The 23,434-nt window shown below is 73.9% G+C and carries 20 protein-coding genes; 18 read left to right on the forward strand and 2 right to left on the reverse strand.

What is annotated here, in order from left to right:
- The first annotated feature begins 29 nt into the window (after positions 1-29).
- From uraD to AB3388_RS12200, 15 genes are all read left to right on the forward strand, one after another.
- The gene (gene uraD / locus AB3388_RS12130; protein ID WP_495411021.1) at positions 30-1,964 is read left to right on the forward strand and encodes a 2-oxo-4-hydroxy-4-carboxy-5-ureidoimidazoline decarboxylase; all 1,935 of its coding nucleotides are present in this window, start codon (positions 30-32) and stop codon (positions 1,962-1,964) included.
- Positions 1,965-2,009: 45 nt separating this feature from the next.
- Complete coding sequence (locus AB3388_RS12135) at positions 2,010-3,476, forward strand: xanthine dehydrogenase small subunit (RefSeq protein ID WP_495411022.1); 1,467 nt, start codon at positions 2,010-2,012, stop codon at positions 3,474-3,476.
- Positions 3,473-5,920 (forward strand): xanthine dehydrogenase molybdopterin binding subunit, encoded by a 2,448-nt coding sequence (gene xdhB, locus AB3388_RS12140; RefSeq protein WP_495411023.1) that lies wholly within the window; start codon positions 3,473-3,475, stop codon positions 5,918-5,920. Before AB3388_RS12135 ends, xdhB begins: the two co-directional genes overlap by 4 nt.
- A 10-nt stretch (positions 5,921-5,930) precedes the next feature.
- A complete protein-coding gene (gene xdhC, locus AB3388_RS12145) occupies positions 5,931-6,776 on the forward strand; it encodes a xanthine dehydrogenase accessory protein XdhC (protein ID WP_495411024.1) in 846 nt (281 codons plus the stop codon).
- Positions 6,773-8,083 carry a guanine deaminase gene (locus AB3388_RS12150; protein ID WP_495411025.1) on the forward strand — a complete coding sequence of 437 codons (1,311 nt, stop codon included), beginning with the start codon at positions 6,773-6,775 and terminating at the stop codon, positions 8,081-8,083. Before xdhC ends, AB3388_RS12150 begins: the two co-directional genes overlap by 4 nt.
- Before the next feature lie 59 nt (positions 8,084-8,142).
- A complete protein-coding gene (gene pdxT / locus AB3388_RS12155; protein WP_495411026.1) occupies positions 8,143-8,808 on the forward strand; it encodes a pyridoxal 5'-phosphate synthase glutaminase subunit PdxT in 666 nt (221 codons plus the stop codon).
- Positions 8,805-9,569, forward strand: a complete 765-nt coding sequence (locus AB3388_RS12160) for a YebC/PmpR family DNA-binding transcriptional regulator (protein WP_495411027.1) — start codon at positions 8,805-8,807, stop codon at positions 9,567-9,569. Before pdxT ends, AB3388_RS12160 begins: the two co-directional genes overlap by 4 nt.
- A gap of 82 nt (positions 9,570-9,651) precedes the next feature.
- A complete protein-coding gene (ruvC, locus tag AB3388_RS12165) occupies positions 9,652-10,221 on the forward strand; it encodes a crossover junction endodeoxyribonuclease RuvC (protein ID WP_495411028.1) in 570 nt (189 codons plus the stop codon).
- The gene (ruvA, locus tag AB3388_RS12170) at positions 10,218-10,853 is read left to right on the forward strand and encodes a Holliday junction branch migration protein RuvA (RefSeq protein WP_495411029.1); all 636 of its coding nucleotides are present in this window, start codon (positions 10,218-10,220) and stop codon (positions 10,851-10,853) included. Before ruvC ends, ruvA begins: the two co-directional genes overlap by 4 nt.
- Positions 10,850-11,989: a Holliday junction branch migration DNA helicase RuvB gene (ruvB, locus tag AB3388_RS12175; RefSeq protein WP_495411030.1), complete on the forward strand. Its 1,140-nt coding sequence runs from the start codon at positions 10,850-10,852 to the stop codon at positions 11,987-11,989. Before ruvA ends, ruvB begins: the two co-directional genes overlap by 4 nt.
- Positions 11,990-12,160: 171 nt before the next feature.
- The gene (yajC, locus tag AB3388_RS12180) at positions 12,161-12,508 is read left to right on the forward strand and encodes a preprotein translocase subunit YajC (protein ID WP_495411031.1); all 348 of its coding nucleotides are present in this window, start codon (positions 12,161-12,163) and stop codon (positions 12,506-12,508) included.
- 14 nt (positions 12,509-12,522) lie between these two features.
- Entirely contained in the window at positions 12,523-14,175 is a 1,653-nt protein-coding gene (gene secD / locus AB3388_RS12185; protein ID WP_495411032.1) for a protein translocase subunit SecD, read from the forward strand.
- On the forward strand, positions 14,172-15,584 hold the full coding sequence (secF, locus tag AB3388_RS12190; protein WP_495411033.1) for a protein translocase subunit SecF: 1,413 nt from the start codon (positions 14,172-14,174) through the stop codon (positions 15,582-15,584). Before secD ends, secF begins: the two co-directional genes overlap by 4 nt.
- On the forward strand, positions 15,581-16,180 hold the full coding sequence (locus tag AB3388_RS12195) for an adenine phosphoribosyltransferase (RefSeq protein ID WP_495411034.1): 600 nt from the start codon (positions 15,581-15,583) through the stop codon (positions 16,178-16,180). Before secF ends, AB3388_RS12195 begins: the two co-directional genes overlap by 4 nt.
- A 105-nt stretch (positions 16,181-16,285) precedes the next feature.
- The gene (locus AB3388_RS12200; RefSeq protein ID WP_495411035.1) at positions 16,286-18,757 is read left to right on the forward strand and encodes a RelA/SpoT family protein; all 2,472 of its coding nucleotides are present in this window, start codon (positions 16,286-16,288) and stop codon (positions 18,755-18,757) included.
- 74 nt (positions 18,758-18,831) lie between these two features.
- On the opposite strand, the gene AB3388_RS12205 is transcribed toward AB3388_RS12200, so the two are convergent.
- Complete coding sequence (locus tag AB3388_RS12205) at positions 18,832-19,509, reverse strand: peptidylprolyl isomerase (protein WP_495411036.1); 678 nt, start codon at positions 19,507-19,509, stop codon at positions 18,832-18,834.
- Positions 19,506-20,297 (reverse strand): peptidylprolyl isomerase, encoded by a 792-nt coding sequence (locus AB3388_RS12210; protein WP_495411037.1) that lies wholly within the window; start codon positions 20,295-20,297, stop codon positions 19,506-19,508. The genes AB3388_RS12205 and AB3388_RS12210 overlap by 4 nt, the downstream gene beginning before the upstream one ends.
- Before the next feature lie 171 nt (positions 20,298-20,468).
- Here AB3388_RS12210 and AB3388_RS12215 point away from each other — a divergent pair, with 171 nt between their 5' ends.
- From AB3388_RS12215 to AB3388_RS12225, 3 genes are read left to right on the forward strand one after another with little or no spacing between them, the layout of a single operon-like run.
- Positions 20,469-21,164, forward strand: coding sequence for an MBL fold metallo-hydrolase (locus tag AB3388_RS12215; RefSeq protein ID WP_495411038.1), 696 nt, complete (start codon positions 20,469-20,471; stop codon positions 21,162-21,164).
- Positions 21,161-22,429 carry a histidine--tRNA ligase gene (hisS, locus tag AB3388_RS12220; RefSeq protein ID WP_495411039.1) on the forward strand — a complete coding sequence of 423 codons (1,269 nt, stop codon included), beginning with the start codon at positions 21,161-21,163 and terminating at the stop codon, positions 22,427-22,429. The genes AB3388_RS12215 and hisS overlap by 4 nt, the downstream gene beginning before the upstream one ends.
- On the forward strand, positions 22,429-23,409 hold the full coding sequence (locus tag AB3388_RS12225; protein ID WP_495411455.1) for an aldo/keto reductase: 981 nt from the start codon (positions 22,429-22,431) through the stop codon (positions 23,407-23,409). Before hisS ends, AB3388_RS12225 begins: the two co-directional genes overlap by 1 nt.
- Positions 23,410-23,434: the final 25 nt, after the last annotated feature.

Raw genomic sequence — 23,434 nt, forward strand, 5'->3', positions numbered from 1 at the left:
CACAGTCACCCCCGACAGCGAGGACCGTCATGTCCACGACAGCCCGCTCGACCGCACCGCGCAAGCGCAAGCACCCCGTCGACGAGGTCCCGCCCCCGGGCAAGCTCGCCGTGTACGGCATCCAGCACGTGCTGGCGTTCTACGCCGGCGCGGTGATCGTCCCGATCCTGCTCGCCGGGGCCATCGGTCTGACCGAGCGCGAGTTGATCCACCTGATCAACGCCGACCTGTTCACCTGCGGGATCGCGTCGATCATCCAGTCGGTCGGTTTCTGGAAGGTCGGCGTCCGGCTGCCCCTGCTGCAGGGCGTCACCTTCACCGCCGTGTCCCCGATGATCGCGATCGGCCTGGCGGCGGGCGGCGGCACGGAGGGGCTGCTGGTCATCTACGGCGCCGTCATCTGCGCCGGGCTGTTCACCTTCCTCATCGCCCCGTACTTCAGCCGGCTGATCCGCTTCTTCCCGCCGGTGGTCACCGGGACGGTCATCACGATCATCGGCATCGCGCTGCTGCCGGTGGCCGCGCTCGACGTCGTCGGGGGCGGCGCCAACCCCGACCCGGGCAACGCGCGCAACCTCGCCTACGCGCTGGGCACGCTGGCGCTGATCGTGCTGATGCAGCGGTTCTTCCGCGGCTTCCTGGCGACCGTCGCCGTCCTGGTCGGCCTGGTCGTCGGCACGCTGTTCGCCTGGATCCTCGGCGACGCCACCTTCAGCGGGGTCGCGGACTCCTCGTGGGTCGGCGTCACGACGCCGTTCTACTTCGGCTGGCCGAAGTTCAGCGCCGCCGCGATCGTCTCGATGATCGTCGTCATGCTGATCACCGCCGTGGAGACGACGGGGGACGTCTTCGCGACCGGCGAGATCGTCGACAAGCGGGTCGGGCGCAAGGACATCGCCGCGGCGCTGCGGGCCGACGGCCTGGCGACCACGATCGGCGGCGTCCTCAACTCCTTCCCCTACACCTGCTTCGCCGAGAACGTCGGGCTGGTCCGGCTCACCCAGGTCAAGAGCCGCTGGGTCGTCGCCGCGGCCGGCGGGTTCATGATCCTGCTCGGCCTGCTCCCGAAGGCCGGCGCGATCGTCGCCGGCATCCCGGCCCCGGTGCTCGGCGGCGCGGCGCTGGCCATGTTCGCGACCGTGGCCGTGGTCGGCATCCAGACCCTGGGCAAGGTCGACTTCAACGATCACCGCAACGTCGTGATCGTCGCGACCAGCCTGGGCCTGGCCATGCTGGTCACCGCCCAGCCGGGGATCGCCGAGGCCGTGCCGTCCTGGGCGCGGATCATCCTGGGCAGCGGCATCACGCTCGGCAGCCTGGTCGCGATCGGCCTCAACATCCTGTTCCACCACGTCGGCCGCAGCCGCGGCGCCGCGGTGGCCGGCATGCCGGGGCAGCACCAGGTCCGGCTGGACGACGTCAACATGATGAGCAGCGAGGAGTTCGTCGCCACCTTCGGCAAGCTCTTCCAGGGGCCGACCTGGGTGGTCGAGAACGCCTACACGCAGCGGCCGTTCAGCAGCACGAGCGCGCTGCGGCTGGCCTTCCAGGAGGCGCTGTTCGCGGCCACGCCGGAGCAGCAGCTCGAACTGATGCACGCCTACCCGGCGCTGGGCAGCGACCCGGTCGCCGAGGGGGAGGCGGGCGAGCAGTCCACGCTCGACCAGGCGACCGCGGGCCTGACCCGGCTGACCGACGAGGACCACGAGGCCTTCCGCGAGGTCACCACGGCCTACCAGGAGAAGTTCGGCTTCCCGCTGATCGTCTGCGTCCGGGACAACCCCAGCCGCGAACGGATCCTCGAGCAGGGGCGGCTCCGGCTGCAGAACTCCCCGACGCAGGAGCACGCGGCCGCGCTGATCGAGATCGCGAAGATCGCCGGCTACCGCTTCGACGACCTGGTCGCGGACGCCAACCCCATCCACACCGCCCGGACCCAGACGTACGACACCCCGGCGCTGTAGCCCGGTTCGAACCGACGGGACACCACCAGACGGGAGCAGCACCTCATGGAATCGCCAGCCGTCACCGTGAACGGCCGGTCGATGCCGATCGACGGCGTCGCACCGCACACCACCGCGCTCGACTGGCTGCGGGCGCGCGGCCTCGTCGGGGCCAAGGAGGGGTGCGCCGAGGGGGAGTGCGGCGCGTGCTCCGTCCTCGTGGCGCGTCCGGGCCGGTCCACCCCGACGGAGTGGACGGCGCTCAACGCCTGCCTGGTCCCCGTCGCGGCCTTCGACGGTCAGGAACTCGTGACCGCCGAGGGCCTGGGCACCTCGACGGCGCTGCACCCCGTGCAGCGGGAGATGGCCGAGCGGGGCGGGTCGCAGTGCGGCTACTGCACGCCCGGCTTCGTGTGCAGCATGGCGGCCGAGTACTACCGCCCGGCCCGGTCACCGGCCGGCTCCGACGGGCCCAGCGGCAACGGGCACAGGGGCAACGGGGCGGACCACCTGCACGGCCCGAACGGCTTCGACCTGCACGCCCTCTCCGGCAACCTCTGCCGCTGCACCGGCTACCGGCCGATCAAGGACGCCGCGTTCGCGCTCGGCGCGCCCGCGGACGCCGACCCGCTGGCGGCCCGGCGTGGCCAGCCGCCGCCCGCCGTGACCGCGACCCGGCTGGCGGCCGACGGCGCGGAGTTCGTCCGGCCGGCCGACCTCGCCGGGGCCCTGCGGGTCGTGGCCGAGCGGCCGGAGGCGGTCCTCCTGGCCGGCTCCACCGACTGGGGCGTCGAGGTGAACCTGCGCGGGGTGCGGGCCCCGCTCGTGGTGGCCATCGACCGCCTGCCCGAGCTGCGCGGGTTCGACGTCTCGGCGTCGGCGATCGAGATCGGCGCGGCGCTGAGCCTGTCCGAGATCGAGGCCCGGCTGGAGGGGCGGCTGCCGCTGCTGGACGAGGTCTGGCCGCAGTTCGCCTCCCGGCTGATCCGCAACGGCGCCACGATCGGCGGCAACCTCGGCACCGGCTCGCCGATCGGCGACACCACGCCGGCGCTGCTCGCGCTGGACGCCGTCGTCGTCCTGACCTCGCTCGAGGGTGACCGCGAGGTCGCGCTGGCCGACTACTTCACCGGCTACCGGCGCAGCGTGCGACGGCCGGACGAGCTCATCCGCGCCGTCCGGATCCCGCTGCCCGCGGCCGGGCTGGTCGCCTTCACCAAGGCCGCCAAGCGGCGCTTCGACGACATCTCCAGCGTCGCCGTCGCGTTCGCCCTGGACGTGACCGACGGCGTCGTCCGGCGTGCCGCGATCGGGCTCGGCGGGGTCGCCGCCACCCCGCTGCGGGCGCGGGACACCGAGGCGGCGCTCACCGGCCGGCCCTGGACCGAGGAGACGGTGCGCGGCGCGGCGGAGGTGCTGGCCGGCGAGGGCACCCCGCTCGACGACCACCGGTCCAGCGCCGCCTACCGGGCGGCGATGTTGGGCCAGTCCCTGCACAAGCTGTTCTCCGAGCACCCGGAGGTGAGGGCATGAGCGCCCTGTCCGAGCGGCCCGGCGACCCGGTCGTGGGCCGGGCCGTCCCGCACGAGAGCGCCGCCTTGCACGTCACGGGCGAGGCGCTCTACACCGACGACCTGGTCGAGCGGACCAAGGACGTGCTGCACGCCTGGCCGGTCCAGGTGCTGCAGGCGCGCGCCCGGGTCACGGCGCTGCGGACCGAGCCGGCGTACGACGTCCCCGGCGTGGTCCGCGTGCTGACCGCCGCCGACGTCCCCGGGGTCAACGACGCCGGGGTCAAGCACGACGAACCGCTGTTCCCCGACGAGGTCATGTTCCACGGCCACGCCGTGTGCTGGGTGCTCGCCGAGTCGCTCGAGGCGGCCCGGCTGGGCGCCCTGGCCGTCGAGGTCGAGGTGGAGCCGCTGCCCTCCCTGATCACCGTGCGGGAGGCGATCGCCGCCGGCAGCTTCCAGGGCGGGCAGCCGCACATGGAGCGCGGGGACGTCGAGGCCGGCCTCGCCGGCGCGGCGCACGTGTTCAGCGGCGAGCTGGAGTTCGCCGGGCAGGAGCACTTCTACCTGGAGACGCACTGCGCCCTGGCGCACGTCGACGAGAACGGCCAGGTGTTCGTGCAGAGCAGCACGCAGCACCCGTCGGAGACCCAGGAGATCGTGGCGCACGTGCTGGGGCTGACCAACTCCCAGGTCACCGTGCAGTGCCTGCGGATGGGCGGCGGCTTCGGCGGCAAGGAGATGCAGCCGCACGGGTTCGCCGCCGTCGCGGCCCTCGGCGCCACCCTCACCGGCCGGCCGGTCCGGCTGCGGCTCAACCGCACGCAGGACATGACCATGTCCGGCAAGCGGCACGGCTTCCTCGCCCGGTGGCGGGTCGGTTTCGACGAGTCCGGCCGGCTGCAGGCGCTGGACGCGACGCTCACCTCGGACGGCGGCTGGAGCCTGGACCTGTCCGAGCCCGTGCTCGCCCGCGCGCTGTGCCACATCGACAACGCCTACTGGATCCCGAACGTCCGGGTGAACGGCCGGATCGCGAAGACCAACAAGACCTCGCAGACCGCGTTCCGCGGGTTCGGCGGCCCCCAGGGGATGATCGTGATCGAGGACATCCTCGGCCGGTGCGCCCCGCTGCTGGGCCTCGACGCAGCCACCCTGCGCCGGCGCAACTTCTACGCGGCCGGCCACACCACGCCGTACGGCATGCCGGTGCGGCACCCCGAGCGGCTGCAGGCCATCTGGCAGCGGGTGCTCGAGGGCAGCGACTTCGAGGACCGCCAGCGGGAGATCGCCGCGTTCAACGCCGCGCACCCGCACACCAAGCGGGGGCTGGCGGTCACGCCGGTCAAGTTCGGCATCTCGTTCAACCTGACCGCCTTCAACCAGGCCGGCGCGCTGGTGCACGTCTACAAGGACGGCTCGGTCCTGATCAACCACGGCGGCACCGAGATGGGGCAGGGCCTGCACACCAAGATGCTCCAGGTCGCGGCGACGACGCTGGGCGTGCCGCTGCAGCGGGTGCGGCTCGCCCCGACCCGCACCGACAAGGTGCCCAACACCTCCGCCACCGCGGCCAGCTCCGGCGCCGACCTCAACGGGGCGGCGGTCAAGAACGCCTGCGAGCAGATCCGGGGCCGGCTGGCGCAGGTCGCGGCCGAGCGGCTCGGGGTGGCCGCGGCCGACGTCCGCTTCGGCGACGGCCTGGTGCGCGGGGTGGCCTTCGCCAGCGAGCGGATCCCCTGGGAGGACGTCGTCCGCCAGGCGTACTTCCAGCGGGTCCAGCTGTGGGCGGCGGGCTTCTACCGGACCGAGGGCCTGCACTGGGACTCGTCGCGGATGCTCGGCGAGCCGTTCAAGTACTTCGCCTACGGCGCCGCGGCGTCGGAGGTGGAGATCGACGGCTTCACCGGCGCCTACCGCACCCGGCGGGTCGACATCGTGCACGACGTCGGCGACTCCCTGTCGCCGCTGGTGGACGTCGGGCAGATCGAGGGCGGCTTCGTGCAGGGCGCCGGCTGGCTCACCCTCGAGGACCTGCGGTGGGACGAGAGCGACGGACCGAACCGCGGGCGGCTCAGCACGCAGGCGGCCAGCACCTACAAGCTGCCGAGCTTCTCGGAGATGCCCGAGGTCTTCAACGTGACGCTGCTGCCGAACGCGACCGAGGAGGGCGCGGTGTACGGCTCCAAGGCGGTGGGGGAGCCGCCGCTGATGCTCGCCTTCTCGGTGCGCGAGGCGCTGCGCCAGGCCGCCGCGGCGTTCGGGTCCCCGGGGCTGTCGGTGGACCTGGCCTCACCGGCGACGCCGGAGGCCGTCTACTGGGCGGTCGAGCAGGCCCGCCGGAGCACCGAGCACGGGCACGTCGCCGTGGGGGCTCCCGGGGTCGTGCCGGACCAGCCGGGTCCGGACGCGCCGCCGATGGTGCCGTTCTCGGAGCGGGCCCAGCAGACGCTCACCCGGACCTGAGGACGTCGCCATGCACTGGACGACGGCGGTCGCGGAGCTGCGCGCCTCCCGGCGCCGGGGGGTGCTGGTCACCGTGGCGGCGGTCCGCGGCCACGCCCCCCGGGAGGCCGGCGCCAAGATGGTCGTCACCGCGGACCGCACGTGGTGCACGGTCGGCGGGGGCAACCTGGAGGCGGTCGCGATCGCCCGTGCCCGCGCGATGCTCGAGGGCGCCGGGGGAGAGCCCGAGCTCCTGACGGTGGCGCTGTCGGACAAGGCGCCCTACCAGCACGGCGTCCAGTGCTGCGGCGGCGAGGTCACGCTGCTGCTGGAGCCGCTGCCGGTCGTGCCCGCCGTCGCCGTCTTCGGGGTCGGCCACGTGGGTCTCGAGCTCGCGCGGATCCTCGCCCGGCGCGACCTGGACCTGCACCTGGTGGACTCGCGGCCGGAGCAGCTCACCGCGGAGCGGCTCGGCGTGCTGGCCGACGCGGTGGCCTCGGTGCACGCCCACGACGTGCCGGTGCTGCCGGAGCTGGTGCTGGCCGAGCTGCCGCCCGGCGCGCACGTGCTGATCATGACCCACGACCACGCCGAGGACTTCGCGCTCTGCGACGCCGCCCTGCGGACCCCCGGCCTCGGCTCGATCGGGCTGATCGGCTCGGCGCCCAAGTGGGCCCGCTTCCGCCGCAAGCTCGCCGACGAGGGCCAGCCGGACGCGGCGATCGACCGGATCACCTCGCCGATCGGCCTGCCGGGCCTGACCGGCAAGGACCCGTCGACGATCGCGATCGGCGTGGCGGCGGCGCTGGTCGAGCGGCTCGAGCGGGAGGCGGCCGGCGCCCGCCTGGAGCCCGCCGCCGGGAGGGACGAGTCATGACGCTGTTCCGCGCCACCGTCCTCGACACCCCGCAGAACCCGTTCGCCGGGGGCGCGCTGCGGGCCGAGGCGGACGCCGGCCTGCGCGTGCGCGACGGGGTGATCGCCGACCGCGGTCCCTTCGCCGCGCTGACCGCGCGGTATCCCGGCGACGAGGTCGTCGACCTGCGCGAGGGCCTGCTGCTGCCCGGCTTCGTGGACACCCACGTGCACTTCCCGCAGGTCCGGGCGATCGGCGGGCTCGGCATGCCGCTGCTGCAGTGGCTCGAACGCTGCGCGCTGCCGGAGGAGGCCCGGCTGGCCGACCGTTCCTACGCGGAGGCCGTGGCCGCGGACTTCGTCGCCGGGCTGGTCCAGGCGGGGACGACGTCGGCGCTGGTGTTCGGCGCCCACTTCGCCCCCGCAGTCGACGCGCTGTTCGCCGAGGCCACCCGGACCGGCCTGCGGATCACCGGCGGCCTCGTCGTCAGCGACCGGCTGCTGCGGGACGAGCTGCTGACCACACCCCAGCGCGCCTACGACGAGGGCCTGGCGCTGGCGCGGCGCTGGCACGGCACCGGCCGGACCCGCTACGCGGTCACCCCGCGGTTCTCCCTCTCCTGCGACGAGCCGCTGCTGGACTCCTGCCGCTCCCTGCTCTCCGACGTGGACGGCGCCTTCTTCACCTCGCACGTCAACGAGAACGCGGTGGAGATCGCGACGGTCGCGCAACTCTTCGACGGGTGCGGCTACGTCGACACCTACGACCGGACCGGCCTGCTCGGCCGGCGCAGCGTGCTGGCGCACAACGTGCACCCGACCGAGGTGGAGCTGACCTGCCTGGCCGACCGCGGCGCCACCGTGGCGCACTGCCCGACCAGCAACGCCGCGCTGGGCAGCGGCCTGTTCCCGCTCAAGCGGCACCTCGACTCGGGCGTGCGGGTCGCGCTGGGGTCCGACGTCGGGGCCGGCACGGGGTTCTCGCTGCTCAAGGAGGGCCTGCAGGCCTACTTCGTGCAGCAGCTGTCGGGGGAGGACGGCGTCCCGCTCACCCCGGCGCACCTGCTGTACCTGGCGACGTCGGCGGGCGCCGAGGCGCTGCAGCTGGCGGACGTCGGCGACCTCGGGGCCGGTCGAAGGTTCGACGCGGTGTGGCTGCGGCCGCGCGCCGGCAGCACGCTGGCCGTCGCGCTGCGGCACGCCGTCGACGCCGAGGATGCCCTGGCCAAGACCTTCGCGCTCGGCTCCCCGGCCGACGTCGCCGGGGTCTGGGTGGACGGCGAGCGCCTGACCGCGTCGCCCCAGGAGGAGGCCGCCGTCCTCGCCTGACGCGGCGGCCTGCCGACCGGCGTCCGCGTCCGGCCCGGATCGCCGTAGCCTGGACGATCGTGTCCAGGCCAGCCTCGCGCCGTCCCGTCGTGGGGGTGCTCGCGCTGCAGGGCGACGTCCGCGAGCACCTCGCGGTCCTGCGCGCCCAGGGCGCCGAGGCGGTGCCGGTGCGCCGTCCCGAGGAGCTCGACGCCGTCGACGGGCTGGTGCTGCCCGGCGGGGAGTCGACCACGATCGGGAAGCTGGCCGACCGGTTCGGGCTGCTCGACCCGCTGCGCAAGGCCGTCGCCGGCGGGCTGCCGGTCTACGGCTCGTGCGCCGGGATGATCCTGCTGGCCGACCGCCTGCTGGACGCGCCTCCCGGCCAGCAGACGATCGGCGGGCTGGACGCCACCGTGCGCCGCAACGCCTTCGGCCGGCAGGTGGACAGCTTCGAGGCCGACCTCGGGTTCGAGGGCCTCGGCGGGGCGCCGGTGCACGCGGTGTTCATCCGGGCGCCGTGGGTCGAGGAGGCCGGCGAGGGCGTGCAGGTGCTCGCTCGGGTCGTGGGCGGACCGGCCGACGGTAGGATCGTCGCCGTCCGCCAGGGGAATCTGGTGGCCACCAGCTTCCACCCCGAGCTGACCGGGGACCGCCGGGTGCACGCGCTGTTCGCGGACATCGTCCGTGCCCATCTGGCTCGAGAGACCGCCGGCGAGGTCGCCGGCGCAGAGGAGGACTCGTGAGCGGCCATTCCAAGTGGGCGACGACGAAGCACAAGAAGGCCGCGATCGACGCCAAGCGCGGCAAGCTCTTCGCCAAGCTCATCAAGAACATCGAGGTCGCGGCGCGCACCGGCGGCGGCGACCCGGCGGGCAACCCGACGCTCTACGACGCCATCCAGAAGGCGAAGAAGTCCTCGGTCCCCAACGACAACATCGACCGCGCGGTCAAGCGCGGGTCCGGCGCCGAGGGCGGCGGGGCGGACTGGCAGACGATCATGTACGAGGGCTACGCCGCCGGCGGCGTGGCCGTGCTCATCGAGTGCCTCACCGACAACCGCAACCGCGCCGCCTCCGAGGTGCGCACGGCGATGACCCGCAACGGCGGCTCGATGGCCGACCCGGGCTCGGTGTCCTACCTGTTCTCCCGCAAGGGCGTCATCGTCGTCCCCAAGGCGCAGGAGAGCGGCGAGACCGACGAGGACGCGGTCCTCCTGGCCGTCCTGGACGCCGGCGCCGAGGAGGTCCGCGACCTCGGCGACACCTTCGAGGTGATCAGCGAGCCGACCGACCTGGTCGCCGTCCGCACCGCGCTGCAGGACGCCGGGATCGACTACGACTCGGCCGAGGCCGGGTTCGTGCCGAGCACCACGGTCGAGCTCGACGAGGACGGCGCGGGCAAGGTCTTCCGCCTGATCGACGCCCTCGAGGACTGCGACGACGTGCAGAACGTCTACGCCAACTACGACGTGAGCGACGACGTGCTGGAGAAGGTCGACGCCTGACGCGTGTTGCGCCGCCGCCTCGTCGTGGAGGACGGTTAGCGTGGGTCGAACACCCGTTCGGCTCACTGTGGGAGGCGCGTCCATGCGGGTCCTCGGCATCGACCCCGGCCTCACCCGGTGCGGGTGGGGGATCGTCGACGGCCGCCCCGGCGCCCGGCCGGCCGCGGTCGGCGTGGGGGTGATCCGCAGCTCCGCGGAGCTGGACCTGGAGCTCCGGCTGCTCGAGCTGCACACGCAGGTGACCGCGCTGCTGCGCGAGCACCGCCCCGACGTGGTCGCCATCGAGCGGGTCTTCACCCAGAACAACAAGGGGACGGCGATGGGCACCGCGCAGGCCGCCGGCGTGGCCGCTCTCGCCGCCGCGCAGGCCGACCGGCCGGTCGCCTGGCACACCCCCAGCGAGGTCAAGGCCGCCATCTCCGGCAACGGCCGCGCGGACAAGGAGCAGGTCACGCTCATGGTCACCCGGGTCCTCGGCCTCGCGGCCGCGCCCAAGCCCGCCGACGCCGCCGACGCGCTGGCCCTGGCCATCTGCCACGTGTGGCGCGCCCCGGCGCAGCAGCGGCTGCGGACCGCGGCGCTGGCCGGCGGGATCGGCGCCCCGATGCCCGGCGCGCGGACGCTGCCGCGCTGGACGGGGGTGTCCCGGTGATCGCCAGCGTGAACGGCCGGGTCGCGGCCGTGTCGCCGGACGGCGCCGTCGTCGAGGTCGGCGGCGTCGGGCTGGCGGTGCAGTGCACGCCCGGCACGATCGCCCGGCTGCAGGTGGGGGAGCAGGCGCGGCTGTCCACCAGCCTCGTCGTCCGCGAGGACTCGCTGACCCTCTACGGCTTCGCCGACGACGACGAGCGCCAGCTCTTCGAGCTGCTGCAGACCGCCAACGGCGTCGGCCCGCGGCTGGCGCAGGCGGTGCTCGCCATCCACCCGCCCCGCGAGGTGCGGCGCGCCGTGTCCATGGGCGACCTCAAGGCGCTCATGCAGGTGCCCGGCATCGGCAAGAAGGGCGCCGAGCGCCTGGTGCTGGAGCTGCGCGACCGGCTCGGCTCCACCACCGTCGACACCCAGCTCGACGGCGCCCCCGCGGCCGGCCTGCCCTCGGTCACCCCGGTGGCCCCGTGGCGGGACCAGCTGTCGGCTGCCCTGGTGGGTCTGGGCTGGAGCGGCCGTGAGGCCGACTCGGCGGTGACCGCGCTCGAGCCGGTCGCCGAGGAGCAGGCCGCGAACGGCGGCGTGCAGGTCGCCGTCCTGCTGCGGCAGGCGCTGCAGATGCTGGGCCGCTCATGAGCAACCCCTTCGACATCCCGATGTCGGCCGAGCTGGCCGAGGGGTACGGCCGGGACTTCTCGGTGTCGGCCTCGTCGATGTCAGGCGGGGCCGGCGACGAGGAGCGGGTCGTCGAGTCGGCGCTGCGGCCGCACTCGCTGGCCGACTTCATCGGCCAGCCCAAGGTGGCCCGCCAGCTCGACCTCGTGCTCGAGGGCGCCAAGCGGCGCGGCCGCCCGCCGGACCACGTGCTGCTCTCCGGCCCGCCCGGGCTGGGCAAGACCAGCCTCGCGCTGATCATCGGCAGCGAGCTCGGCACCTCGGTCAAGATCACCAGCGGCCCGGCGATCGAGCGCTCCGGGGACCTCGCCGCGATGCTGTCCAACCTCGGCCCCGGCGACGTGCTGTTCATCGACGAGATCCACCGCATCGCCCGGCCGGCCGAAGAGCTGCTGTACATGGCGATGGAGGACTTCCGCGTCGACGTCGTCGTCGGCAAGGGACCGGGCGCGACCGCGATCCCGCTGGAGATCAGCCCGTTCACCCTCGTCGGCGCCACCACCCGAGCGGGCCTGCTCACGGGCCCCCTGCGCGACCGGTTCGGCTTCGTCGGGCAGATGGAGTTCTACGAGCCGGCCGAGCTGCAGCTGGTGCTGTCCCGCAGCGCGGCGCTGCTCGGCGTGGAGCTGACCGGGGAGGGCTCGGAGGAGATCGCCCGGCGCTCCCGCGGCACACCCCGGATCGCCAACCGGCTGCTGCGCCGGGTCCGCGACTTCGCCGAGGTCAAGGCCGACGGCCGGGTCACCCGCGAGGTCGCCCGCGCGGCCCTGGCGCTCTACGACGTCGACGAGCTGGGCCTGGACCGGCTCGACCGCTCGGTGCTCGACGCGCTGGTGACCAAGTTCGGCGGCGGGCCGGTCGGCGTCGCCACGCTCGCGGTCGCCGTGGGGGAGGAGCCCAACACCGTCGAGGAGGTCTGCGAGCCCTTCCTCGTGCGGGCCGGCCTGCTGGCGCGCACGCCGCGTGGGCGGGTGGCCACCGAGGCGGCCTGGCGGCACCTCGGCCATCCCGTGCCGCGCGGCGCGGGGATCCTCGGCTCCCTCCCAGGGGTCCCACAGACCCCAGGGTCGTCGTCAGAGACGCTGTTCGACGCCTAGACTCACGAATCGCTGGCGCGCAACTCGTCCGGCCGCGGCCGCGCGCGTCCTGCCCGGTCGCGCCGAGCCGCACGGACCGCGCGTCGCACCTGGACGCACCCGAGCGTCCCCGATCCGCGGGGGCGCACCCACCGCGGAGACGCTGCGCGGTAGAGAGGCACAGCACTCGTCATGGAGCAGTACTTCCCGCTCATCCTGCTCGCCCTCGCGGCGGTCCTGCTGTTCGTGCTGCCCGCCCGGCAGCGCAAGCGGATGCAGGCCCAGCAGCAGGCGATGCGGGACTCCCTCGCCCCCGGCACGCCGGTGATGACCACCGCCGGCCTGCACGGCACGGTCGTCGCCAAGGGTGACACCACCGTGGACCTCGAGATCGCCCCCGGCGTCGTGGTCACCTTCGCCCAGCAGGCGGTCCTCGAGGTGCGCAAGCCCGCCGGCGAGATCCCGGGCGGCACGGTCGGCCCGGAGTTCCCGGGTGACGACGCCGGCGCCGACGGGCGTCCGGCCGACGGCCCCCGCTGACCCGGAGGACCCCCGTGGCCAACCGTCAGCTCCCAGCGCGGCGCTACTTCGCCGCGCTCCTGCTGATCATCGCCGGGATGTACGCCCTGATCTTCTTCGCCGGCGACACCCGGACCCCGCAGCTGGGCCTGGACCTGCGCGGCGGCACCACCGTCACCCTGACGGCGCGCACCCCGAACGGGAACGCGCCGGCCAAGGAGGACCTCGAGCTCGCCCGCCAGATCATCGAGCAGCGGGTCAACGGTCTCGGCGTCGCCGAGGCCGAGGTCGTCACCGAGGGCGACTCCAACATCGTGATCTCGGTGCCGGGCGACAACGGGGAGCAGGCCCGTGAGCTGGGCGCCACCGCCCAGCTGCGCTTCCGCCCGGTGATCCAGGGACCGGAGGCCGCCGCGCCGGCCACCACGGACAGCGCCACGCCCACCGACAGCGCGGGGGCCACGCCCACCGACAGCGCCGCGGCGACCCCGACGGACAGCGCCGCGGCCACGCCGACGGACAGCGCGGCGGCGTCCTCCAGCGGGGCGGCCGGGGACTCGACCGCCCCCGACCCGGACGCGCCGCCGGTGACGCAGGAGGAGGCGGCCGCGGCCTACGCGACGCTGACCTGCGACGCCGAGGACCCCACCGGCGAGACCGCCCGCCCCGACGACTACGTCGCGGCCTGCAGCGCGGACGGCACCGCGAAGTACCTGCTCGGCCCCACGATCATCGAGGGCACCGAGATCGACGACGCCAGCGCCGGCACGCAGCAGACCACCGGCGAGTGGGTCGTCCTGCTCGACTTCAAGTCCGAGGGCCGCACGACGTGGGCGAACTACACCGCCGCGAACGTGGGGAAGAACGTCGCGTTCACCCTGGACGGCCGGGTCATCTCCGCGCCCACCATCCAGGGGGCGATCAACGGCCAGACGACGATCACCGGCAGCTTCGACCAGCAGAGCGCGACCGAGCTGGCCAACCAGCTCAAGTACGGCGCCCTGCCGCTGACGTTCACGCAGGCGACCGCGCAGTCGATCTCCACCGAGCTCGGCGCCGAGCAGCTCAAGGCGGGGCTCATCGCGGGCGCCATCGGCGTCGCGCTGGTCTTCGTCTACGCGCTGGTCTACTACCGCCTGCTCGGTCTGGTGATGATCGCCAGCCTGATCATGTCCGCGGTGGTCGTCTACGCCAGCCTCGTGCTGCTCGGCCGGGAGATCGGCTTCACGCTGAGCCTGGCCGGCATCGCCGGGTTCATCGTCGCGATCGGCATCACGGCCGACTCGTTCGTCGTCTACTTCGAACGGATCAAGGACGAGATCCGGGAGGGCCGCAGCCTGCGCTCGGCCGTCCCGCGGGCCTGGGTCCGCGCCCGGCGGACGATCCTGTCCGCGGACGCGGTCAGCTTCCTCGCCGCCGCGATCCTCTACATCCTGGCGATCGGCGACGTGAAGGGCTTCGCGTTCACGCTGGGCATCTCCACGGTCCTGGACCTGATCGTCGTCTTCCTCTTCACACATCCGCTGCTGGCCGTGCTGTCGCGCTTCCGCTCGTTCGGCAGCAGCCGGTTCTCCGGCCTGGGCCAGGTCGACCGGGCCGGGCACGCGCCCCGCCCGGCGGCGGCCGAGCGGGATCTGGTCGGCGCCGGGACCTCCGCGTCCCGCGCCCAGAACAGGAGCAAGGCATGACCCGCCGCGAGACCCAGGACGTCGACGACGTCGACGTGCCGGTGGGCAGCGACGCCGACGAGGCGACCGACGCCGATGCGGTCCTCGACGACGCGGCCGGTGCCGCCGACGACGCGGCGCTCGACGACGCCGGTCTGCCGCACGAGGAGGAGGGCGGCCGGCGGCGCCGCGCTCCCCAGCGCAAGGCCTCGCTGGCGCACCGGCTCTACAACGGCGAGGCCGGACTCGACGTCGTCGGCAAGAGCAAGCTGATCTACCGGATCACCGCGGCCATCGTCCTCGTCTGCATCCTGTCGATGGTCTTCCGCGGGTTCAACTTCGGCATCGAGTTCGCCGGCGGCAACAGCTTCCGGGTGCCGGCCTCGAGCGCGGAGCTCTCCGCCGTGCAGACCGCGGCCGAGGACGCCGGGGCGGAGGTGGCCAGCGCCCAGGTGGTCGGCGGGAACGAGATCCTGCTGCGCACCGGCCAGCTGACCAATGCCGAGGAGGCCGACGTCCAGGCCGCCGTGGCCGAGGCCGCCGGCGTGCAGCCCCAGGAGGTCAGCCCGCAGTCGGTCAGCGCGGCCTGGGGCCAGGACATCACCGACCAGGCGCTGATCGCGCTGGTGGTCTTCCTGGTCGCGGTCGTGCTGTTCCTCGCCGTCCGCTTCCAGCCGAAGCTGGCGGCCGCGGCGATCATCGCGCTGCTGCACGACCTGCTGGTCACCGCCGGCGTGTACTCGATCATCGGCTTCGAGGTGACGCCGTCCACGGTCATCGGCCTGCTGACCATCCTCGGCTTCTCGCTCTACGACACCGTCGTCGTCTTCGACAAGGTCGACGAGAACACCAAGGGCCTGGCGACCAGCGCCCGCATGACGTGGGGCGAGGCGGCCAACCTCGCGGTCAACCAGACGCTGATGCGGTCGATCAACACCTCGATCATCGCGCTGCTGCCGGTCGCCGGCCTGCTGTTCGTGGGCGCCGGGCTGCTCGGCGTCGGCACGCTCAAGGACCTCGCGCTGGTGCTCTTCGTCGGCCTCGCCGCCGGCGCCTACTCGTCGATCTTCCTGGCGACGCCGATCGCGGCCGACCTCAAGGAGCGCGAGCCGGAGCAGGCCCAGCTGCGCAAGCGGGTGCTCGCCCGGCGCTCCGCGGCGGCCCGCCAGGCCGAGGCCCGCGCCGCCGGCGGCGGCCGGACGGCGGTCGCCAGCGCCCGCCGCGGCGGCGCGGCGCCGCGGGCCGCCGGGAAGTCGTCGGTCGCGGTCGCCGACCGGGAGGGCGAGCTGCCGGACCGCGTGGAGGCCGACGTGGTGATCGAGTCGCCGTCGTCGGTGCGGCCCGAGTCCGGCAGCGCCGCGACCGCGGCGCCCCGGCCGGGCGCCAAGCCGCAGCGGCCGGGCAACCGTGGCGGCAAGAGGCGCCGGTGAGCGTTCCGTCGGGTGAGTCCCGGGGCGAGGCGCTCGACGCCCTCATCGCCGGGATCGCCGTCGACGTCCCGGACTTCCCGACCCCCGGGGTCGTCTTCCGCGACCTGACCCCGGTGTTCGCCGATCCCGTGGTGTTCCGCCGGATGGTGGAGGGGCTGGCCGCCCCGGCGCTGTCGGATCCGCGCGCGGCGGCCGTCGCCGGCCCGTGCGGCGCGGGCGATCCGGGCTACGACCTGGTGGCCGGGGTCGAGGCGCGCGGGTTCCTGCTCGCCGCCGCGGTCGCGCTGGAGGTCGGCGTGGGCGTCGTGCCGGTCCGCAAGGCCGGCAAGCTGCCGCGGGAGTCCGTGTCCGCGGACTACGCCCTCGAGTACGGCACCGCCACGCTCGAACTGCACACGGACGCCATCCGCCCGGGGCAGCGCGTGCTCGTCGTCGACGACGTGCTGGCCACCGGAGGGACCCTCGCCGCCGCGATCGCCCTGGTCGAGCAGCTGGGCGGCGTGGTGACCGCGGTATCCGTGGTCATCGAGCTCTCCGCGCTGGGCGGCCGCGAGCGGATCGCCCCGCACGCCGTCCACGCCCTGTGGACCACCTGAGCCGCCTCCGGCGGGGGAGACGTTCCCCGGCGACCGGGCCCTCCGGCGTGTCGCACGGCTAGCATGGACCCAGGTTTCTCCCTCCTCCGCCCCGCAGGAGTCGCCGTGGCCCCCGACGTAGCCGCCGCCAACGCGGCCGCCGCCCGGCCGGGCGCGGCGTCGCCGCCGGGCGAGAAGGACACCCCCGGCGCGGTACCCGCGGCCGCGGAGGCACCCGCCGCGCCGAGGCGCCAGCCGCTGCCCGACCGCCCCGCGGTCCGCCGTCCGGACGACGTCGCGGCCGAGCCGCGCGCCGAGAACGAGGTGCCCCGCCGCCGGGTCCGCGACCGGCTCGCCCGGCGGATCGTGGCCGGCCAGCGCAGCGGGCTGGTGCGTCCGGTGCTGGAGCCGCTCGCGGCCCTGCACCGGCAGAGCCATCCCAAGGCCGATCTCGCGCTGCTGCAGCGGGCCTACGACGTGGCCGAGGCCGCGCACGCCGACCAGCGGCGCAAGAGCGGCGACCCCTACATCACCCACCCGCTGGCGGTGGCGACGATCCTCGCCGGGCTGGGCATGGACACCACCACGCTGGTGGCCGCGCTGCTGCACGACACCGTCGAGGACACCGGCGCCACGCTCGAGGCGATCACCGCCGACTTCGGCCCCGAGGTCGCGCACCTGGTCGACGGCGTCACCAAGATCGACAAGGTCAAGCTCGGGGACGCCGCCCAGGCCGAGACGATCCGCAAGATGATCGTCGCGATGGCCCGCGACCCGCGTGTGCTGGTCATCAAGCTGGCCGACCGGCTGCACAACATGCGCACGCTGCGCTTCCTCCCGCCGGAGAAGCAGGAGAAGAAGGCGCGCGAGACGCTGGAGGTCCTCGCCCCGCTGGCGCACCGGCTGGGCATGAACACGATCAAGTGGGAGCTCGAGGACCTCGCGTTCGCGACCCTCTACCCGAAGCGGTACGACGAGATCGTCCGCCTGGTCGCCGAGCGGGCGCCGTCCCGTGACACCTACCTGGCCGAGGTCACCACGTCGGTGACCGACCAGCTGCGGGCGGCGAAGATCGAGGCGGTCGTCACCGGCCGGCCCAAGCACTACTACTCGATCTACCAGAAGATGATCGTCCGCGGCCGGGACTTCACCGACATCTGGGACCTGGTCGGCATCCGGATCCTGGTCGACTCGGTGCGCGACTGCTACGCGGCGCTCGGCATCATGCACGCGCACTGGCAGCCGGTCCCGGGCCGGTTCAAGGACTTCATCGCGATGCCGAAGTTCAACATGTACCAGTCGCTGCACACGACGGTGATCGGTCCGCAGGGCAAGCCGGTCGAGCTGCAGATCCGCACGCACGACATGCACCGCACCGCCGAGTACGGCATCGCCGCGCACTGGAAGTACAAGGAGAAGGCGCGCGCCGGCGGCAAGCCCGTGCCCGGCGAGTTCGGCGCCCCGAAGCCCGGCACGCCCGACGACATGCTGTGGCTGCGCCAGCTGCTGGACTGGCAGCGCGAGGCGCAGGAGCCCGGCGAGTTCCTGGAGACGCTGCGCTACGACCTCGGCCCGCAGGAGGTCTTCGTCTTCACGCCGAAGGGCGATGTCATCAGCCTGCCCGGCGGGTCCACGCCGGTCGACTTCGCCTACGCGGTGCACACCGAGGTCGGGCACCGCACCATCGGGGCCCGGGTCAACGGCGCGCTGGTGTCGCTGGAGAGCAAGCTGTCCAACGGCGACGTCGTCGAGATCTTCACGTCGAAGTCGCCGACCGCCGGCCCGTCGCAGGACTGGCTGTCGTTCGTCGGCTCCTCCCGCGCCCGGACCAAGATCCGGCAGTGGTTCACCAAGGAGCGCCGCGAGGACGCCGTCGAGGCCGGAAAGGAGGCGCTGACCCGCGCGATGCGCAAGGCGGGCCTGCCGCTGCAGCGGCTGCTCGGCGGGGAGGCGCTCTCGACGCTGGCCAAGGACCTGCACTTCGCCGACGTCACCGCGCTCTACGCGGCGGTGGGGGAGAACCAGGTCTCCGCGGCCTCGATCGTCGACAAGCTGATGACGGCGCTCGGCGGCACCGAGGGCGCGGTCGAGGACATCGCCGAGACGACCATCCCGATGCGGCGGCCGATCACCCGCCGTCCCGCCGGCGGCGACCCCGGAGTGATCGTGCACGGGATGGCCGACGTCTGGGCCAAGCTCGCCAAGTGCTGCACCCCGGTGCCCGGCGACGACATCCTCGGGTTCGTCACGCGCGGCGGCGGCGTCAGCGTGCACCGCACCGACTGCACCAACGCCGAGGACCTGCAGCGCAAGCCCGAACGGCTGGTCGAGGTCGAGTGGGCCAGCGCCCCCGGCTCGGTGTTCCTGGTCGCGATCCAGGTGGAGGCCCTGGACCGGCACCGGCTGCTCTCCGACGTCACCAAGGCGCTGGCCGACGAGCGGGTGAACATCCTGTCGGCGTCGGTGCAGACCAGCCGCGACCGCGTGGCGATCAGCCGGTTCACCTTCGAGCTGGCCGACCCCGCGCACCTCGGCGCGGTGCTGCAGACGGTGCGCAACGTCGAGGGCGTCTTCGACGTCGAGCGCGTCACCGCGTGACTTAGCGGACGACGGGGCTCAACGCGGGTCGGGGACGGCACCTGGCCGCGGTGTCGGCCGGTAGGCCGACGATGTCATCGCATCGAGTCGATCGTCACCGGCTCGGACGGCGCGCCGTCGCCGGGGCCGTTCGCCCCGTCGTTGCCGTTGGCCGCGATCCGGTCGAGGACGGCGAGCCCCGCGTCGTCCACCGTGCCGACCACCGTGTAGTCCGGCGTGAGCTGGGCCTCGCCCCACACCAGGAAGAACTGGCTGCCGTCGAAGCCCTGCCCGCTGTTGGCCATGGCCACGGTGCCGCGCGGATAGCTCTCCGACCCGTCGACGTCGGTCGGGTAGCTCCAGGGCGGGCCGCCGGTGCCGGTGCCGGTCGGGTCGCCGCACTGCAGCACCTGCAGGCCGGCGGAGTCGGTCTCCCGGTGGCACGGCGAGCCGTCGAAGAAACCCTGGCCGGCGAGGGACAGCAGCGCCGCCGCGGCGCACGGCGCGCCGGCCTGGTCGAGGGTCAGCGTGAGGTCGCCCTGGCCGGTGGCCATCCGCAGGGTCGCGGTGCCCGTGGCGGGGACCTGCTCCGGCGGCTGGTCGGCGTCCACGGCCGACACGCTCGAGTCCGGCGTCCACTCGCAGGCGACCGTGCCGCCGCCCGAACCGCCCGCGCTGCCGGAGCCGGGGGACGCCGTCCCCTGGATGCTGCTGGAGCAGCCGGCCAGCGCGACCAGCAACCCGGTCAGCCCGAGCGCGGTGCGGGTCCTCACTGACCGAGCGTCATCGTCTGGATCGTGACCGGCTCGGCCGGGGCGCCGTCGGTGGCGCCGTTCGCGATGCCCTTGGCGGCGATGGCGTCCAGGGTCGCCAGGCCCGCCTCGTCGATCGTGCCGACGACGGTGTAGTTCGGGTCGAGCTGGCTGTCGCCGTAGACGAGGAAGAACTGGCTGCCGTCGGTGCCCGAGCCGCTGTTGGCCATCGCCAGGGTGCCGCGCGGGTAGGTCTCCGTGCCGGTCACCTGGGTCGGGAAGGAGTAGCCGGGGCCGCCGGTGCCGCTGCCGGTCGGGTCGCCGCACTGCAGCACCTTGAGCCCGTCGGAGGCGGTCTCCCGGTGGCAGGGCGTGCCGTCGAAGAACTTCTGCTGGGTCAGGTAGACGAAGCTGGCCGAGGCGCACGGGGCGTTCGCCTGGTCGAGGACCAGCCCGATCGGACCGTCGTTCGTGGTCATCGTCAGGTTGACCTTGCCGGAGGTGGCGACCTCCGCGGGCGGCGTGCCGACGGTGCCGGTCTCGTCGGCGGTGAAGTCGCAGGTGCCGTCGCTGCCGTCGACGGTGGGGGTCGCGGCGGCGCTGGTGTCGCTGGCGGCGGCGGCCGTGGTGTCGTCGCCGCCGCCCACGCCGGCGATCAGCCAGGCGGCACCGCCGACCACCAGCACCGCCACGACGGCGGTCACGATGAGCAGGTTGCGCCGCCGCTTGCGCTGCAGCTCGGCGCGGCGCTCGATCTGGCGCTGCAGGCGGCGCTGGGCGGCCTGCCGGCGCTGCTTGTTGGTCGGCACGGGTCGACTCCTCGGACAGCTCGCTTGTCGTGGGCGGGGCGCCGCGGGCGTTGCCTCGCCCGTGCGGCTCGCGTCCCGCCGTTCGCGCGCAGTCTAGGTGGCGTTCCTGGGCGATCCCTGGCACGTCGAGCGCGCCGGGGCGCCGTGATCACCCCCGCGTAACCTTTCGGCGTGCTCATCCGCTCGTTCCCCGCCGGCGCGTTCGGCACCAACTGCTACGCCGTCGCCCCCGGGGCGGGGCAGGAGTGCGTGGTCATCGACCCCGGTATGGACGCCGTCGAGCCGCTGGCGCAGCTGCTGCGCGCCGACGGCCTCAAGCCGGTCGCCGTCGTCCTGACCCACGGCCACCTCGACCACACCTTCTCCGTGCTGCCGGTGTGCGAGGGCTACGACATCCCCGCCTACCTGCACCCCGCCGACAACGGCATGCTGGCCGATCCGCTGCGCTGGCACGGCCCGGCGCTGGCCCCGCTGATCGGCGCCGTGAAGCTGCCCGACCCCTCCGAGGTGCGGCCGCTGGACGACGGCGCCGTCCTCGACCTGGCCGGCGTCCGGCTGACGGTGCGGCACGCGCCCGGGCACACGCAGGGCTCGGTGGTGTTCTCCCTGGACCTCGACGACGCCCCGGCGCTGCTGGCCGGCGACGTGCTGTTCGCGGGCTCGGTCGGCCGGGTGGACCTGCCCGGCGGGTCGTGGGAGGACATGCTGCGGTCGCTGCGGGACGTCGTCCTGCCGATGGACGACGCGACCGTGGTGCTGCCCGGGCACGGGCCGGCCACCACGATCGGCCGGGAGCGGGCGACCAACCCGTTCCTCGCCGAGGCCGCGGCCGGTGCCGGCCCGGCGCCGAAGGGGCGGGGGCTGTGAGCGAGGGGTTCCTGCGGGCCCCGAAGGGCACGTTCGACGTCCTGCCGCCGGACTCGGAGCGGTTCCTCGCCGTCCGCGAGACGCTGACCGCGCCGCTGCGGCGGGCCGGGTACGGCTACGTCGAGACGCCGGTGTTCGAGGAGACCGCCGTCTTCTCCCGCGGCGTCGGTGAGTCCACCGACGTCGTGACCAAGGAGATGTACACGTTCGAGGACCGCGGCGGCCGGTCGCTGACCCTGCGCCCGGAGCTCACCGCCGGGCTGATGCGGGCGTTCATCGAGCACCGGCTGCACACCGGCGCGCTGCCGGTGAAGCTGTGGACGATCGGCTCGGCGTTCCGCTACGAGCGGCCGCAGGCGGGCCGCTACCGGCACTTCACGCAGGTCGACATGGAGGCCCTCGGCGTCGACGACCCGGCGCTGGACGCCGAGGTGGTGGCGCTGGGCGTGCAGGGGTTCCGCGACCTCGGGCTGACCGACTTCGAGCTGCTGCTCACCTCGCTGGGCGACGCCACCTGCCGGCCGCAGTACCGCGAGAAGCTCGTGGCCTTCCTCGACAAGCTCGACCTCGACGAGGACACCCGCCGCCGCGCCGAGATCAACCCGCTGCGGGTGCTCGACGACAAGCGGCCCGAGGTGCAGGCGCAGCTCGAGGACGCCCCGCTGATGGTCGACCACCTGTCGGACCCGACGAAGGCGCACTACGACGCCGTCCGGCAGTACCTGACCGACCTCGGGGTCACCTGGACCGAGGCGCCGAAGCTGGTGCGCGGCCTGGACTACTACACGAAGACGACGTTCGAGTTCGTGCACAACGGCCTCGGCGCGCAGTCGGCGATCGGCGGCGGTGGCCGCTACGACGGGCTCTCGGCCCTGCTCGGCGGCCCCGACGTCTCCGGCATCGGCTACGCCATGGGCGTCGACCGGACGCTGCTGGCGGTGCAGGCGGAGGGGCTGGACATCGTCCCGGCGACCGGTGTGCAGGCGTTCGTCGTCCCGCTGGGGGCCGAGGCCAAGCGGGTCGCGGTGCGGCTGGTCGGGCAGCTGCGCCAGGCCGGCGTCTCCGCGGACACGGTCTACGGCGACCGCGGGCTCAAGGGCGCGATGAAGGCCGCCGACCGGTCGGGGGCCTCGCACGCGGTGGTCATCGGCGAGCGCGACCTCGCCGAGGGCGTCGGCCAGCTCAAGGACCTGCGGACGGGGGAGCAGCGGGCCGTCCCCATCGGCGAGCTGTTCGAGACCGTCCGTGCGACGGTGGGGACGTGATGGAGCAGCGGCCGCTGGGCCGGACCGGCGCGGACGTCGGCGTCGTCGGGCTTGGCACCTGGCAGCTCGGCGGCGACTGGGGGGACGTCGACGACGACACCGCCGCCGGCGTCCTCGACGCCGCGCTCGACAGCGGGGTGACCCTGATCGACACCGCCGACGTCTACGGCGACGGCCGATCCGAGGTGCGCATCCGCAAGGCGCTGGTCGCCCGGTCCGAGCGCCCGTTCGTCGCCACCAAGGCCGGCCGCCGCGCGGACCCGTTCGAGGCCGCCCAGTACACGCCCGAGAACCTGCGCGCCTGGATCGACCGGTCGCGGACCAACCTCGGTGTCGACACCCTCGACCTGGTGCAGCTGCACTGCCCGCCGTCCGCCGTCTACTCCGATCAGCGGGTCTACGACGCGCTCGACGGGTTCGTCGAGGACGGCGCGATCGCCGCGTACGGGGTCAGCGTGGAGACGGTCGCCGAGGGGCTGACCGCTCTGGAGCACCCGGGCGTGGCCTCGATCCAGGTGATCCTCAACGTCTTCCGCCGCAAGCCGCTGGAGGAGCTGCTGCCGATGGCGGCCAAGGCGGGCGTCGGCGTCCTCGCCCGGGTGCCGCTGGCCAGCGGGCTGCTGTCCGGCAAGTTCAGCGAGTCGACGACGTTCGCCCCCGACGACCACCGGAACTTCAACCGGCACGGGGAGGCCTTCGACGTGGGGGAGACCTTCTCCGGCGTCCCCTACGAGGTCGGCGTCGGAGCGGCCCGCGAGTTCGTGGAGATCTGCGGCGACCGGAGGCCGGCCGCGGTCGCGCTGCGCTGGGTGATCCAGCAGCCCGGCGTCACCTCGGTCATCCCCGGTGCCAGCTCCGTCGCCCAGGCCCGGTCGAATGCGGAGGCGGCCGACCTGCCCGGCCTGACAGACTCGGAGCTGGCCGACCTCGAGCGGCTCTACGACGAGCGCATCCGCGCCCACGTGCACGACCGCTGGTAACCCCTCCCTTCTCGAAAGGCCCCCG

Source organism: Geodermatophilus sp. SMS 5-13, assembly GCF_059428245.1.